9 protein-coding genes are annotated in these 15,674 nt (G+C 70.9%); 2 read left to right on the top strand and 7 right to left on the bottom strand.

The genetic code is table 11. The features are described 5' to 3' along the window. Positions 1 to 5: 5 nt before the first annotated feature. The 5 genes from ACFKCF_RS38360 to ACFKCF_RS38340 all read right to left on the bottom strand — a co-directional run bounded on the left by ACFKCF_RS38360 (position 6) and on the right by ACFKCF_RS38340 (position 9,913). Positions 6 to 548 (bottom strand): hypothetical protein, encoded by a 543-nt coding sequence (locus tag ACFKCF_RS38360; RefSeq protein ID WP_394500210.1) that lies wholly within the window; start codon positions 546 to 548, stop codon positions 6 to 8. Further along, positions 536 to 1,534 carry a hypothetical protein gene (locus ACFKCF_RS38355; RefSeq protein ID WP_394500209.1) on the bottom strand — a complete coding sequence of 333 codons (999 nt, stop codon included), beginning with the start codon at positions 1,532 to 1,534 and terminating at the stop codon, positions 536 to 538. The genes ACFKCF_RS38360 and ACFKCF_RS38355 overlap by 13 nt, the downstream gene beginning before the upstream one ends. Before the next feature lie 25 nt (positions 1,535 to 1,559). Then, positions 1,560 to 2,876, bottom strand: coding sequence for a hypothetical protein (locus tag ACFKCF_RS38350; protein WP_394500208.1), 1,317 nt, complete (start codon positions 2,874 to 2,876; stop codon positions 1,560 to 1,562). Between the two features lie 225 nt (positions 2,877 to 3,101). Then, positions 3,102 to 8,471: a hypothetical protein gene (locus tag ACFKCF_RS38345; RefSeq protein WP_394500207.1), complete on the bottom strand. Its 5,370-nt coding sequence runs from the start codon at positions 8,469 to 8,471 to the stop codon at positions 3,102 to 3,104. 53 nt (positions 8,472 to 8,524) lie between these two features. Further along, positions 8,525 to 9,913, bottom strand: a complete 1,389-nt coding sequence (locus tag ACFKCF_RS38340) for a hypothetical protein (RefSeq protein WP_394500206.1) — start codon at positions 9,911 to 9,913, stop codon at positions 8,525 to 8,527. Positions 9,914 to 10,656: 743 nt separating this feature from the next. Between ACFKCF_RS38340 and ACFKCF_RS38335 the strand changes: the two genes are divergently transcribed. Continuing rightward, positions 10,657 to 12,027, top strand: coding sequence for a protoporphyrinogen/coproporphyrinogen oxidase (locus tag ACFKCF_RS38335; RefSeq protein WP_394500205.1), 1,371 nt, complete (start codon positions 10,657 to 10,659; stop codon positions 12,025 to 12,027). Then, positions 12,005 to 12,976 (top strand): acetylxylan esterase, encoded by a 972-nt coding sequence (locus ACFKCF_RS38330; protein WP_394500204.1) that lies wholly within the window; start codon positions 12,005 to 12,007, stop codon positions 12,974 to 12,976. Before ACFKCF_RS38335 ends, ACFKCF_RS38330 begins: the two co-directional genes overlap by 23 nt. A 298-nt stretch (positions 12,977 to 13,274) precedes the next feature. Here ACFKCF_RS38330 and ACFKCF_RS38325 read toward each other — a convergent pair whose 3' ends face one another. Both ACFKCF_RS38325 and ACFKCF_RS38320 read right to left on the bottom strand, forming a co-directional pair. Next, positions 13,275 to 14,009 carry a response regulator transcription factor gene (locus tag ACFKCF_RS38325; RefSeq protein ID WP_394500203.1) on the bottom strand — a complete coding sequence of 245 codons (735 nt, stop codon included), beginning with the start codon at positions 14,007 to 14,009 and terminating at the stop codon, positions 13,275 to 13,277. 639 nt (positions 14,010 to 14,648) lie between these two features. After that, on the bottom strand, positions 14,649 to 15,554 hold the full coding sequence (locus tag ACFKCF_RS38320) for a CAP domain-containing protein (protein ID WP_394500202.1): 906 nt from the start codon (positions 15,552 to 15,554) through the stop codon (positions 14,649 to 14,651). Between the last annotated feature and the right edge of the window lie 120 nt (positions 15,555 to 15,674).

Raw genomic sequence — 15,674 nt, 5'->3', positions numbered from 1 at the left:
TGGGCCTACCCCTCGGTCCCGACGGGAACGGAGGGCCGCTGCCGGCCCACGGCGACGAGCACCTCGCCGACCAGGTGTGATGGATCGCGGCGGAAGTCCTCGACGTCCACCGCCCGCACGTTGCCCACGCTGGAGATGCCCTTGAGCAGGTGGCTCGCGGACGCGACGAACGGCAGCCGGGTGATCAGGACAATCGGTCGACCGAGCGCGCTGGCCCACCCGACCTCCACGTGGGTGCCGTCGGTACGGAGCAACACCCCGTCCGCCAGCACGGGGAACACGGGAACGAACACGTCGCATTCCCGCATCCATCCGTAGTCGCGGACAGACACCATCTCCGGGGTGAACCGATCCGTGTACTTGCCGAACCCCTCCAGCCGGTGCGCGGAGAGCACCGTCGCACCAGACGCCTCGACGGTCTCGATGACCGACGAGATCAGCTCGCGCGGCTCGGCGTCGAACCCGGGCGGCAGCAGGGCGTGCTGGATGGGCCCGCCGACGAACACACGCAGCCCCGACAGCGGCCCGTCGGAACTCAGAGTTTCCATGAATTCTCCCTTTCGGTCGCCGGATCCGGCATGCGCCGCGTGGGCGCGGTCAGTTCGTCGAGCAAGGCGACCTGAAGCCCGCGAATCAGGCATCTCCGGATGCCGGAGGCGTCGCACGCTATCTCGGCCTCGGTTCCAGAACGGCCGTCCGTCACGGTGACGTGGTCGCGTTCGCCGTCGAAGAGCACGGTCCCGGGCGCGAGCGCCGTCAGCGCCAGGGTGATGCCGCCGGTGAGGGGCAGGCCCGGATGCCATTGGTCGAGGTAGATGGTCCGGCCGAGCAGCCGCTGTCCAGGCCCCCAGCACGCGACGGCCGCCTTGGGGAACTCGCTGTCCCGCGGTCCGCCGAGGAGCGCGCCGACCCGGTGTCGCAGCAGACCGAGCCGGTCGAGCAGCGCGGGACCCGGGTTGTCGGCGAGCAGCATGTCCGCGGACGCGCCGACGTCCGCAGCACGCACGACGACGTAGGGGTTCATCGCGTCCAGCACGCTCACCGGCACACCGGCACCCTCGGCCGCCACCGGCAGCACGAAGTCGGCGGGCCGCCGTCCTGCCAGGCCGTCGGTGAAGTCGGCCTCGACCAGTTCCCAGCTCGCTCGCCGCCCGAGCCGGCGGACCGAGGCGACCATGCCCGTGGAGCGGTTGCGCACCCGGAGATCGAGGTGCTTGGTCTCGCCCGACACGGCGAGCACGGCTGCCACCATGGAGTTGCCGCAGTCACCACGCGTCTCCACGCGCGGGCCGGTACGGGCCGCCGTCTTGCGCATCTGCACGAAATCCACCTGGATCTCGACGTCGTCGACATTGCGTATCACGATGGCCTTCGTGCAGTTCCACCCGCGGGCCCAGACGAGCGGCAGCAGCGCGGACACGTAGGCATCATGATCGTCGATCGGGTGGTCGGCCTCCTCGAAGAAGATCGCGGTGACCGACGGAGCGGCACTCGTCGTGGCGATCCGGATCCGGGCGCCCATCGGCTCGGTCACCGGTGCGCGGGCGGACGAGACGGACTCACCACAGGACTTCTTCCAGCGCGGCCCGCATCGCGAGCCCGAAGGAGTCGAGGAACAGCGGATGGACGGAGGTATGGGAGCCGACATTGGCCCCGTTCATCTCGATGGGTGCGATCCGTCCGGCCTCGGTGACGAGGAAGTCGACCGAGCCGTAGGCGAACGGCAGCGCGATCCCCGTGGCAGCCCGCTCCGTGGCGACCGCCCGGCTCCACAGCGTGACCGCCACCCGGCCGAGCTGTTCGAGCTCCTTCTCCCCGATACCGAGCGCGCTGAGGACCTCCGGATCCGACAGCGGCAGCTCCCGGGGACCGGGAACGGTCTCCTCGTCGGCGGGGGCGTTGAGATTGGTCGAGCACATGGCCGTGTCGAGTTCGTCCCTGTCGCCGAACGGGACCTGCGCGAGACCGACCATGCCGGGGATCGCCCTGATGGCTTCGGCCTCCGGGTCCGCGACCACGAACACGCGTACGTCGCACACCCGTCCGTCGATCTTGCGGGATCGGACGAAGGTCGAGAGCGTGACCGGGTACGGGTCGGCCTCGCCGTACTTGTCGGCCATCGCCGCCTCCATCGCGTCGAGCACGTCCTCGACCGCGCGCCGGCGCGGCAGGGAGCCGCGGGGGCTGAGGAAGGAGACAGCGGTGCCGCGTGAGGACGCGAACGGCCGGTACACCACGTCGTGTCCCTCGGCGAACCACGCCAGGCTGGCCTCGATGGCCTCGGCGCGGTCCCAGGCGACGCGTCCCTGCGGCAGCACCGTGCCGAGGCCCGACCCGTCGTCGCACTCCCGCTGGAAAAGCGCCATCTGCGCGGCCTTGAACAGCGCGAGGCTCGTTCCGTTGACCAGCCTGGTGCGCGGACGGCCGATGTCGAGGAAGGGTTCGATCGCCGCGCGCCCCGGTTTGGGCCAGAGCCCGGCGCGCATCAAAAAGCCCATGATCATTTCGCTGGCCACGGCGTCGACCGGCCGGTCATCGACCGTGAGCAACGCGTCGGCGGTCACCGAGAGGTGAGGGAGCACGGCGTCGAACGGACAGAACAGCAGGACACTTTCGGCCGGGTCCGCCGCGGTCAGGGCGCCGCGGCCGAGGCCGTACTCGGTGATGACGCGGAAGCGTGGGTGGGCGCGGAGGAACAGGTCGGCGCAATTGGCGCGGTCGATGATGTCGGACGAGCCGCGCGGGTACGGCCAGAGGAGGGTGTTTCCCAGGAATGGCGGTCCGCCGGCCCGGGCGCGCCCGGCGAGTTTCGGGAACGGCAGCGCGGTCCGTTCGTATATCTGCCGGGTGATCCGTTCCGACTGGCGTTGGGCCACGGATTCCTCGTTTGCGAGCCACATACTGTGCTGCGCAGCACGGAATAATGCCTCGCGCATGAAAACCCTCGCCGCCGCTAGGAATGGTGGTCGCGGAGCAGATGACTGCCTTGGTCCTCCCATCGTAGAGAGGTAACCACTGTCTGGGCAGTGCGTTGTCCTTGATCGGACAGCGCATTCCACAAATGGGTCTTCATTTCGAGATTACTTTTGGGTTTGGCCTGCTTAAGTCCCGAAAAGCGCTTCGTGAAGGTCCAGAGCGAGGACGCCCGTGCGGAGGCCGACGGTGACGGTAGCGCCGTCGGCGGTGCGTTCGCGATCACGTTCGTCGGGCGTCTGCTGGAACAGGGCGTAGACGGGGATGCCGATCGGGATGGTGTGCACGAGTTCGCCGGTCGTGGGTCGCCAGAGACGAACAGCTCCGTCCAGGCCGCCGGAGACCAGCAGGCTCCGGCCGTCGCCGCTCGTGGCGACGGTGACGGCGCGGACCTGGTCGGTGTGCCCGGCCAGCGGCTCCCCGATCTGGTGCCGGCCGAGCGGGTCCCAGCGCCTGACGGTGTGGTCCGCGCCCGCGGAGACCAACATGGGCCTCCGGCCGGGGACGGCCGCCAGCGACCAGACCCAACCGTCGTGACCGGTGAAGGGCTCGCCGCACCGCGTCCAGGTCTCGGTGTCCCAGAGGCGGATCGTGCCGTCGTTGCCCGCCGATGCCAGGAGCGGCGACGAACCGTCGCGCTGGACGAGGCGAAGCGCACGGACCGGGCCTTCGTGGCCGTGCAGCGGCGGCCCTGCGGGTTCGGCGGCGGGGACAGTCCAGGTCGTGATGACGCCGCCGCGTCCCCCGACCGCGACGACGGCCGGAGCGCCGGGCAGCGGCTCGATGGCCAGGACGGCGCCGGTGTCGACCTGGACCGGTGGAGGGAGGTCCGCCCTGGTGGCGGGGTCTGTTACGTGCAGCCGCCCGTCGGCGTCGCCGACCAGCAGGACCGCGTGGCCGGGGCCGGACAGCGAGGCGACAGCCGAGACGCGCCGGACGCCGTGCACGGCGGTCAGGGCGGAGGCGGAGGGGGTCCAGACGCGGAGCAGGTTGTCGCCGTGAAGGACGAACTGGCGGGTCTCGCGGGCAGGGGACGGGGTGATGGCCACGGCCGCCTCGGGCGCACCGCCGAGTGGCGTGCCGACGAGCCGCCCGGTGGAGGGGTCCCAGACGCGGACCGTTCCGTCGTCTCCGGCGGAGGCCAGCAAGACGTGCCCGGTCCCGTCGGGAGCGGGCACTGAGCACAGGCCCCGGATGGGGCCGGAGTGCCCGATCAGGGTGGCGCCGATCTGCCCTCCCGTGCCCAGGTCCCAGACCCGCACGGTCGCATCGGCCCCGGCGGAGGCCACGAGGCTTCGTCCGGGGTCGTCCGGGTCCGGGAAGGCGCACACGAAGATGACCGAGCTGGCGTGTCCCGCCAGGGTGGCCGCCAAACGCCCGGTGGAGGGGTCCCAGACGCGCACTGTCCCGTCGTCTCCGGTCGAGGCCAGGAGGCTTCGTCCGGAGCCGTCCTTGAGTGCGCACAGCCAGATGGCCGGCCCGACGTGCCCGGTCATCGGAGCGCCGATCGGCTGCCCGCTGGCCGGGTCCCAGACGCGTATCGTCCCGTCGTCTCCAGCGGAGGCCAGGAGCGTTCCGTCTGCGGTGGGGAGGGCGCACACCCCCGTGGCAGGACCGACATGCCCGGTGATCGGGGCGCCGACCTGGCGGCCCGTGGCCGGGTCCCAGATCCGCACGGTCCCATCGGAGCCGGCCGAGGCCAGCAGGGTCGCGTCGAGTGCCGGCAGCGCGCAGATGCCCCAGATCGGGCCGGTGTGTCCAACCAGCGGAGCGCCGATCTGCCGGGCGGTGGCCGGGTCCCAGACCCGGACCGTCCCGTCGTATCCGGCCGAGGCCAGCAGGGTCGATCCGCTGCCGTCCGCGGTGGGAACCGCGCAGATCCCCCTGGCCGCGCCGGAATGCCCCAGCAGGGGTTCGCCGACCGGTTGCCCGGTGGACGGGTCCCAGACCTGCAACGCGCCGTGGGCGCCGGCCGAGGCCAGGAAGGAACGTCCTGAACCGTCCTGAGCGGGCAGCGCGCAGACACTCCGGACCGAGCTGGGGGGATCGAACACCGGGCCGACGGAGTGCTCGGTGGCCGGGTCCCAGACCCGCACCATCCCATCGCCTCCCGCCGACGCCAGCAGAGTCCGTCCGTCCTGTGTCGGCAGCGCGCACACCCCCCAGATGGGGCCGGTGTGTCCAACCAGCGGAGCGCCGATCTGCCGTGCGGTGGCCGGATCCCAGATTCGCACCATCCGGTCGTCACCGGCCGTGACCAGGAGCATCGCCCCGCTTCCGTCCAAGGCGGGCAGCGCGCATACCGCTCGCACCGAGCCCGTGTGCCCGGTCAGGGGCTCGCCGGCCTGCCGTCCGGTGGCCGGGTCCCAGATTCGGGCCGTAGCGTCGGCGCCGACCGAGGCCAGCAGAGTCCGTCCGGAGCCGTCGGAGGCGGGCAGTGCGGCGACTCTCAGCACCGGTCCGGCGTGCCCGGTCAGCGGTTCGCCGACCTGCCGGCCCGTCGTGGGGTCCCACACCCGTATCGTCGCGTCGTAGCCGGTCGTGGCCAGCAGCGTCTTGCCGGAGCCGTCGGGGGCGGGTAGGGAGCACACCCCCGTGAGCGGACCGGTGTGACCGGTCATGGGGTTGCCGATCTGCCGGCCGGTGGCCGGGTCCCAGACCCGCAGAGTCGCGTCAGCGCTGGCCGAGGCCAGCAAGGTCACTTCGGGGGTGGGCAGCGCGCACACTCCCCAGACCGGGCCGGTGTGCCCGGTGAACGGTCCGCCGATCCGCCGACCGGTGGCCGGGTCCCAGGTCCATACCGTTCCGTCAGCTCCGGCCGACGCCAGCATGACCCGGCCGTCGGGCGAGGAGACCACGCAGAGGTCCTCGATGGTGCCGGTGTGGCCGGTGAGTGGCGCTCCGATCGGGCTGACCTTCTCGGGGTTCCAGAGCCGGATCGTGCCGTCGTCGCCGGCCGACGCGAGCGCGGCGCGCCCGTCGGGCAGCACGAGACCGCACACCTGGCTGACCAGCCCGGTGTGACCGGCCAGCCGTACGTGCATGGTGATGTGTCCGATCTGGGCCGCCGCGACGCCCCACGAGCCGCTCGTCGGCTCGTCGACCCGTTGCCGGGAACTGTGGGTCGTGGTGGCCAGCTGCCGCAGACCCGCGCGGTCGTCCCGGGCAGCGTCGCTCAGTTCGTCGCGGGCGCCGATGACCCCGGCCACCGACGGTGGAACGGGGCGCCGGACGAACAAGGAACGGAGCGCGTCCGAGGTGACCGCGACCGGATCCAGCCCGTCCAGCACCCGCGGATGCTCGGCGAGGTCATCCCAGGCGTCGGCGTCGGCGACGTGCCCGGAAAGGTGCCGGGCCAGGTAGCCGGGGATCCCGGCCGGATCGACGGCGGCGATGCGGGCGGCGACGTCCAGCAGGGCGTCGGCGGCCGGACGCGCCCCGTTGGCGTCCGGGTCGTCCGGACCGCCGCCGCGAGCGAAGTACTCGACGAAGGTGCGGTGCGCCAACCGGTAGACCGTCTGCGCGTCGGTCCCGCCGTCGGGCGCACCGTTCGCCGCCTCGTGCGCGTCGGCGGTCTGGGCGTCGACGATGACGTAGGCCGCGGCCTGGCCGAGCAGTTCGTGCACGGCCGGCGCCCAACCGGACCGCCCGTCCGCGGAGACTTCCTCATCATCGTCGACGGCGAGCCATTCCTGCCCCGGGATCAGCGCGGCCGCGACGGCCGCCCATACGCCGTCCGCCTCGGGCAGGCCGCGGCCTCGGGCCAGGGAGAGCGCCCGCAGCAGGATCGGATACCGGTCGTCCAGCCGGGCCAGACGGTCCACGGCCTTGGCGAACAGGTCCTCATGGTTGCCGTCGAGCAGCCGCTCCAGCGACCGGGCGCGGCCCCGGGTCATCAGCGACGGGTCCTCGACCAGCTCGTAGACAGCCAATCGGGCGAACAGAAACTGCCGGTCACGGCGTGCCACCGCGGCCGCGACCCGCTCCAGGTCCGTGTCGGTGACCCGGTCCATGCCGGGAACGGCGAGCCCGGCCACACCGTGGTCGCGCGCCTCGCGTAGACGCCTGTGCACGTACCTGTGAATCGCCTCGGGCTCCCGGGTGATCCACACGCGGTCGTTCGCGCCGGAGCCGGGAGCGACGTCCAGCGCGTCGAGGAGGTTCTCGTCGACGACGGGCGCGTCGGGCGCCTCGTTCGTGGAGGCGCGAGTTCCCACCAGGACCCGCACCTTGGGCAGCGCGGCGATCCGGGCGAGGAGGGAGCGGGCGATCTCCAGCGGATCGACCGCCTCGTCCAGAGCGTCGACGAGCACGGTGAACGGCTCTGACCGTTCGGCCAGCCGGTCGGTGAGCCAGTCCAGATCGACGGCGACGCCGGCGCCTGGGTCCGTCCACGAGGGCAGCGGGCCGAGCCCGGCGCCGGCCACGCGCGCGACCACCTGGGGCAGAGCCAGCCCGCTGAGATGGACCACCACGTCGAACCCCGGCGGAGGCTCGGCGGCGTCGACAGCACGCAGCAGACCGCGGCGGGTCAGCGCCTGGCGCAGCTCGGGCCGCGAGTGAACCAGAACGTTACCCAGCAGCGCGGACTTGCCGGACCCGGCACGGCCGGTGACGACCAGCATCCCCGACCCGGCGTTCCGAAGCCAGTCCACGATCCGGGTCCGCTCCTCCTGGCGGCCCTCGAAGAACCAGGACAACTCCCCGTGCTCCGCTCCCTGGGCCTTGACCAGGAAATGCCGCCGCTCGTCCGGAGGCAGTTCTTCCAGAATCTCCTCAAGGTGGCGGACCTCGTCCAGCGGCGCCGACATCCACGACGCCACCGGCGGCTCGGTACGCACCAGCTCGGCCTGGTACGCGCCGTGCAGGTAGACCCGGGCACCGTTCAGAAGCCGAGGGAGCTGATGGGCGAAGTCGGCCAGCAGGATCCGCTGGTTCGCTCGAAACGTGTCCACCAGGACGGTGCGCAGCGCATCGGTGAACCGGCCCAACGACGTCGATCCCGAGCCCGACACCCCCACCAGCATCACCCGCTCCGGCGGGTCGTACCGGGACAGGGCGGCGTTGAGCAGCTCGACGAACCGCGCCGACCGGCAGGTGTCGACGACCACCATCACCCAGCCCCCGTCGTCGCCCTCTCCCTCCGGGGGTACGAGGGCCTGGTGGGCGCGGATCGCGTCGGCGACCTGCTCCGGAGTGATCCCCGCCATGGCGACCGTGGCGGGACTGTCGGTGTGGGCGAGCGCGGCGCGGGTGCCGTCCGACCAGCCGTGGCCGACCCAGTACAGCAGCGAGCGGTGCGGTTCGCCGCCCTCGCCCTGCGGACGGGACCAGTTCAGCAGCCGCCGCTCGACCGCGCCCGCACCCCTCTGGAGGGCAGGCGACGCCCAGCGCTCATGCCGTGCGCCGAACGGGGCCAGAAGGTCCAGCACCCGTCCGACCTGGGCGTCGACGTCCAGGTCGGGCAGGGACGGATCGGTGTAGTGACCGATCGCCACAGGGAACACCTGCAGTGTCCGCCCCGGCTCCGCGCTCTCTTCAGCAGGAGGATTCATACGAGGTCGTCCGGCCGGTCGCCGTCGGGGAGGTCGGCGCTCAGCAGCATGTGGGTGACGGGTGAGGCGCCTCCGCCGTCAGCGCAGATCTGGAAGAGACCCGGTGGCAGGGGCTGGCCCTCTGCCGTGATCAAGCCATCGCGCCGTCGTACGGGCGGAGAGTCCACCCGGAGGCCCGTGCTCAGGTCGATCACCGTGCAGCGGACGTCAGTGGGAAGCTCCACGCCCGTGATCCCGAAGCGGAACGTCTGCCCGGCCGCAACGGTGTCAGGCGCGTCCAGGCCGATCTCGCCGGCGCCTTGCCACGGGCCGGTCCGCCGGTCCAGCAGCGTGTCCTGGACCACCAGGACCGCCTCGGCCGCGGAGGCGACGGCCCCGTGCGACTGCGCCAGCGGTGTCGCCGAGCCGGGGGGCAACTGGGCCGACTCCCGGGGAACCGTGCCGTCCCCGCTGGTGTCGACCCGCGTCACACCGCCCTCGGCCGGGCGGTAGGTGAACCGATGGGCCGACACCGTGCCACCGTCGATCGTCAGGGCCTGGACGGTGGGCTGGTGGGCGCCGACGACCTGCACATGTCCTGCGGGTGCGAGGGACGGGCGGGTCTCGCTCAGCGCCAGCGACCGAGCGGCGAGGTCGGGGTCGGCGCCCAGGTCGGTGACGTCGGTGAGGGTGAGCCGTCGTGCCGAATCGCCGTCGGTCACGCACCGGTAGGCGGGGAGCAGGTCGTAGATGCCCGGGAGGGTGCGCGCGAGTTGCCTCGCGCGGCGGTGAGGAAGCGGGATGCCCCGGCCCGAGCTGAGAAGCACGGCGGCCTTGGGACTCCCGAAGAACGGCGTTCCCAGCGTCACCGTCGTCCGGACCAGCGCGGACAGTTCCGTGTCCTGGCAGGCCAACCAGGCCAGCAAGCCGCCCATCGAGTGCGCGACCAGAACGAGCCGCGGTGGCGGGCCGCTCAGTGCGGCGTGGGCCGGGTGGGTCCGCCAGGCGTCGAGATGGCGCTTGGCGAACTCACTCAGCACGTTCGCGTTGTGGGCGACCGGCAGCCGCCAGTCGTAGGCGAACTCGGCTATCGCATCCCGGTGCAGGACGACGGACTGGAGACCCCTGAGCAGAGAACGGTATGGCGTGAGGCCCGCCAGAACCGGGATGAAGGAAGGGAAGCGGACCAGGCGCGTCGCACGGACCCGACCGTAGCGGCCATCGCGTTCGTCGGCGGAGAGCTGGAGGGCGGTCAGGGACGTGCCCGACGTCCAGGCCGACACATACCATCGCGGGTCCGACAGGCCCCAGAGGGGACGGCCCGTTTCGACGTCGACGAGTTCGCTGCCCATGATTCCGGGGGTCACGATCACCGCGTCGGTGGTCCGAGGCGAATCCACCCCCATGGTCGCCTCCATCACCTAGTGCAGCCCGAACCGAAAGCCGGTATGCGGAAATGGGCCGTCCGGAAAAGCAATAAACAGCGACAACCGACGGATCGGCAGCGCGATCAGGATAGGCGAAAATCTTGCGACGAGGAAGGCTTATTTCTTTCCGGCCACGTGGCAAGATCCGAATTCGGCGGTCTCCTGTGCGTGGACGAGGTATCAGCGACGGTCCGTGGAGTGTCAGGGTCTGCATGTGCGAAGCAGCCTACCGCCGATCAAGGACGATGAGTGTGCGACCTGAGGAGGCAACGGTCATGGCTAGCGAGGTGAATCTGACGAATGGCTAGATTTCTAGCCTTTTGGGCGATAATGCGCGGTTGCCGCTGAACTGCGGCGGCTCCGCCCCGACCAGCCCGTTCAGGGGTGTCCGGGCAGACGAAGAGCCCGCAGTCGGCATAAGAGCTGGCAAGGCTCGTTCCTCGTGAGCGGACTTCACCTTGGCGTCGCCGAGCCGCCATTCAAGAACGACGACGTGGTGGCGCAAGGCGGGAGCAGGCGCAGCGCGGCGAAGGCGTTTGTGGCGGCCAGGCAAAAGGAGCACATGTGATCGTCATGCCGTGATCCGCGAATACGCGCAGGTCGTATAGGGCGGCCCGCTTCTTGGCACCCCGCAGGTTTCCGGGATTCGTAAAGGGTTGCTTTTTCTTGGGGGATCGCCGTCATACAGTCTGAGTGATTCTGTGACGACAGCAGGGGGCGCCATGTCGGCTGGGGCAGCAGAACCGGTTGTGGTCCTGGGCGCCGGCCTCGCCGGGCTCGCCGCCGCGATGCGGCTGCCGTCAAAGGCGGTCACCCTGGTCGAGCGCGAGGAGACGGTCGGCGGCAAGGCCAGGACCCACCGGCGCGACGGGTTCACCTTCGACGTCACCGGCCATTGGCTGCATCTGCGCGACACCACCGTGCGCGCCCTGGTCCAAGACCTGCTCGCCGGGGAAGGCCTGGTTGAGATCGGCCGCAGGGCGAAAGTCTGGATCCACGACGCGATGGTGCCCTACCCGCTGCAGGCGAACATCCACGGGTTGCCGGGAGAGGTCCGCAGACGCTGCCTGGCCGGATTCCTGCGGGCCCGGGCCGGGCGGCTGATCCGTCGAAGGCCGCCGCCCGAGAGCTTCGACGACTTCGTCGTCACCCAGTATGGGCAGGCCCTGGCCGACCATTTCTTCACGCCGTACTACACCAAGTTCTGGGGCCTTTCGTGCAACAGACTGACCTCCGACTGGCTGTCGGGCTATTTCCCGACGCCGAGCACCGCCCAGGTGGTCGGCGGGGCGCTGGGCATCAGGCAGGACAGCGTGGGGTACAACACCCGGTTCCTCTATCCGGCCAAAGGCGGCATCGACCTGCTGCCACGCGCGCTCCTGGAGGCGGCGAACGGGCACGGACGGTTGAGCGTGCGCCTTTCCACCGACGTGGATGAGATCGACCTTCAGGGCGGCCGGATCAAGCTGACCAGCGAACCCGGGTGGCTGGGGTGGCGGGCGCTGGTGTCCACCATTCCGCTGCCCGACCTGCTCGACCGCATCCCGGGCTTGCCGCCTCGCATCGCCGCCGCCCGCCGCGAACTGCGCTCGGTCCCCCTGCGCTACCTCAACGTCGCCCTGCGGGCGCCGACGATGATGCGCGAGCATTGGGTTTACGTGCCCGAAGGCTCATACCCGTTCTACCGGATGGGGGTGTTCACCAACGCGGTGCCGGAGATGGCGCCGCCCGGCTGCGCCGCCCTGTGGGTGGAGATCGCCGACCGGAGCGGGCTGCTGGACCTGTCCTCGGTGATCAGCGGGCTGGAGCGCATGGGCGCCATCGGCTCGGCCGACGACGTGCTGTTCGTCGAACAACGCGATGTCGAGCACGCGTACGTGGTCTTCGACGACGCCAGGCAGGCGGCGGTGGACCTGCTGCTCGGCTGGCTGGCCGGGCACCACGTGTTCTCCTGCGGCCGCTACGGCGGCTGGGCGTACGGCTCGATGGAGGACGCCATCTTGGACGGTTTCCTCGCGGCGAGCCGGGTGATGGCGATCAACGGGCGGCAAGTTCAACGAGGAGGGCGCGGTGTTAGCAGATATCCCCTTTGAAGGTCTTGAGACCTATCTGGGTGACCGGCAAGCGCCGGCCGACCTGTCGGACTTCTGGAAGGCGTCCCTGGCAGAGGCCGCGCGCTTCCCGCTCGACGTGCGGGCCGAGCCCGTACGCGACACCCCGCTGCGTACGGCGGACGTCTACGACGTGACGTTCGCCGGATTCGGCGGCCACCCGATCAAGGCGTGGTACCTGGTACCGCGTGGCCTCGACGAGCAGCAGCCGACGGTGGTCGAATACATCGGCTACGGCGGCGGCCGAGGTCTGCCGCACGAACTGCTCTTCTGGTCGGCGTCCGGCTACCCGCACCTCATCATGGACACGCGCGGCCAGGGCAGCGCCTGGCGGACCGGCGACACCGCCGACCTGGGCGCGTCCGGACTGCCTCATGTGCCGGGCTTCCTCACCGACGGCCTGCCGGACCGGGACGTCTACTACTATCGCCGCCTGTTCGTCGACGCGGTCCGCGCTGTGGATGCCGCCGCCGAGCTTTCGCATCGCGCCTCCGCCACGCTGGTCACCACGGGTACCAGCCAGGGCGGCGCGCTGTCGCTGGTGGCCGCCGCACTGCATCCGGGCGTGGCCGCCGCCATGCCCAACGTGCCCTTCCTGTGCAACATCCGCCGTTCGGCGCACGTCGCCACGACGGGGCCCTACCCGGAGCTGGTCCGGTGGTGTCATACGCACCGCTCCCTGGTGGAAGGGGCGTTCGAGACGCTCGCGTACTTCGACGTCGCGTTGCTGGCGGACCAGGCGCGCTGCCCGGCGCACTTCGGCGTCGCTCTGCACGACACCACCTGTCCGCCGTCGGGTGTGTACGCCGCCTTCAACCGATACGGCGGTCCGAAGGACATCGTCGCCTACGAGTTCAACGGTCACGAGAGCGGCGAGGCCCACCACCTCGACCTCCAGGCCAAATGGCTGGCCGAGACCCTCGCCGGGTAGTCGCTCGCCACCGGTCCGACGCGGCGGGCTCCAGGTCCGGTGACAGGACCGCGAGGCAGTCTCCGATGACCAGTGCGTTCAGCCCGCCGGACCTTCGGGCCGGTACGGTGGGGCGCTGGTCGTAGGCCGGCCGCAGCGGCATCGTGCGAAACGGGCATGTCGGATCAAGTGACGTGTCGGGCGGCGGCCGCCATGCGGGCGGTGATGCCGTCGAGATGCACGTCAGGTCAGAGCTGCGCCCGTTGAGCACGGCTTTGGGCCGGCGAGCTCACCCCGAGCTCGGCACCGGTGAGGCCGGTCAGCTCATCGGACGGCGTTTCCACCAGGCGGTCAGCTCGGTCACGCTGCCGCATCCCGTCTTCTCGAGGATGCAGGTGAGGTGCTTCTCGACCGTGCTCTCGCTGACGTTCAGCCGCCGCGCGACCTGCTGGTGGCTCAGCCCGAGCACCACCAGTTCGGCCACGTCGCGCTCATCCGAGGTGAGGTCCCGCACGGAGGCCGGCACGACGTTCGCGTCGAAGTACGGGCTCAGCAACGGGCCCAGCGTGGCCGCCATCAGCAGGTCGCCCGGCTCGATGGCGCGCCGATCGCCGTCGAACGGCACCCCCAGCGTGCTGACCGCGCCCGTGGCCCGGGACCTGATGACGATCTTCAGCATGTCGTCGATGCCGTTGCGGCGCAGGAATGTGTCGGCGAAGTCCCGCTCCGGCTCGGTCGCCCGCAGGCGGAGCTGTCCGAGGGTCGCCGCACCGTGGCGGGTCAGCCGGGCGACCCCGTCGCGCGAGGCGAACGGATTGTTCCAGCGCCAGCGCTCGACGTACTCCTCCACGAAGTCCGGGCGGAACATGGTGAGGTACTGCTCTTCGCCATCGCTTCCCAGCACCAGATACGCGGGGTTCTCGGCCACGAACGCGTCGACCCACCCGAGATGGACGGCCACAGCCTCGGCCAGCGCCGGATAGAGCTCCCCGTCCCGAGCCCCGGCGACTTGCTCCAGCACCTTGATGAGCCTTCGGTATTCCAGCTGTTCCACGGATCCGCCATCGCACTCGTTGATCGCTTCGGGGGCAGCCGGGTATGGCGGGCTGCGGCGTTCTCGCCTGCTCAAGGATTCCGTAAGGGGCGGCCGTTCATCCATGACTTGACCAAGGAATCCGCTTCGAAGCCCCATGTCACGCGGCACGTACGCCGCCAGGAGCGGGCAAATACCCCAACCCGCGGCCACCGCTCCACCGACCAGGGCCGAGGGCCGAGCGCCCGCGTGCGTAATGAGCTCCCCCGGGCTGGTGAACCGCTGGTGGCACTGGTCCAGCGCGAACGGCTCCACCCGAGGGCCGTTCCCCCGAGCGGCCGCCGCGGTGCCGGCCGATGCTCTTCGGGTTGGTCCGTCGACTGCTATCGACGTCCCACCTTCGAGGGCCACCTGCACCGCGTCGATGAGGACACCAATCCCTCGTGACAGTGGACCTGCTGGGGGGAGTGCCTGCCGTGGAGGCGGCAGGGCCGCTGGTCGTGGCGTTCCATGGCCGGGGCCGTACGTGGCGGAGAGAGGCTTGTGCCGGACCGGTGCCGGTGTCTCGACGCACTGCGGGATCAGCGTGGCGAGGTGCGTGATCGTGATGTGCGGCCCGGGGCCCGCGCACCGGCGCCCAGGTCGTGCGGCACGCACAGATCAGCCGGCGGCGAAGTCCTGCGTCCAGTAGATCTGCCCCTGCGCGTCCTTGGCCGCGCCGACCCCGATGAGGGTGTACGAGCAGTTCATGATGTTCTGCCGGTGGCCGTCGCTGTTCATCCAGCCCCGGACCACCTCGGCCGCCGACCGCTGCCCCATGGCGATGTTCTCGGCCAGGGTCGAGCCGGTGAAGCCGGTCGCACGAATGCGGTCGACCATGTCGCGGCCGTCCCGGGAGTCGTGGTCGAAGTAGTCGTTCTTCGCCATGTCGGCCGAGTGCCCGAACGCCGCCCTGCGCAGGCGCGCGTCGTGCTTGAGCGGGTCGCAGCCGCCCTTGGCCCGCTCGGCGTTGGTCAGCCGGACGACCTCCTTCTCCAATGCCGTACCGACGGAGGTGATGGCCTCCTTCCCGGAAGCCGTCGGCGCCGTCGTGGGGGTGGGGGTGGGGGTGGGGGTGGGGGTGGGGGTGGGGGTCACGCAGGTCAGCTGTACGGCCTTGGACTTGGCGGTGCGGCCCCGGTAGTCGGTGGCGACCGCGTAGTACGTGCCCGGCTTGCAGGGCATCTTCAGGGTGATGCGGTCCTTCCTGGTGGCCCCGCTCTTGACGACCGGATCGTCGCCGGGGACGGCGCGCATGACGCGGATGCGCAGCAGCGCCGGGCGCAGGCAGTCGCGGCGGACGGCCGAGGTCTGGATCCTGAGCGCGGAGATGCCCGGCCTGGCCACGCTCACGCGGCACTCGTCCGATTCGGAGGTCGGCTCGGGAGTCGCCTCCTCGGTCTGCGCCGATGTCGAGGCCGCGCCGTCCGCCGGCGCGGTCACCTCGGGCGCCGCTCCGGCCGCCCCGCCGGTGGACGGGGCGCAAGAGGCGAGGCCGGCGACGACGGCGAGTACCCCTAGGGGCAACGCCGTTCAGTTAGGGCTGGGGTAGCAGCGTCAAGGGCTGGCCGGGATCATGTTGATGCTGATGGTGGCTTTGTAGGTGGTCCGGTCGATGGCGGGTCCGCGGGCGTTGTATTTGGAGAT

The sequence above is a fragment of the Nonomuraea sp. JJY05 genome (assembly GCF_043496855.1).
Classification (GTDB): Bacteria; Actinomycetota; Actinomycetes; order Streptosporangiales; family Streptosporangiaceae; genus Nonomuraea.
This window is presented reverse-complemented; position numbering and strand designations above follow the sequence as displayed.

What these genes read in the sequence shown, in the direction of transcription:
- ACFKCF_RS38360 (WP_394500210.1), bottom strand. Translation starts at nt 548, where the DNA reads ATGGAAACTCTGAGTTCCGACGGGCCGCTGTCGGGGCTGCGTGTGTTC.
- ACFKCF_RS38340 (WP_394500206.1), bottom strand. Translation starts at nt 9,913, where the DNA reads ATGGGGGTGGATTCGCCTCGGACCACCGACGCGGTGATCGTGACCCCC.
- ACFKCF_RS38335 (WP_394500205.1), top strand. Translation starts at nt 10,657, where the DNA reads ATGTCGGCTGGGGCAGCAGAACCGGTTGTGGTCCTGGGCGCCGGCCTC.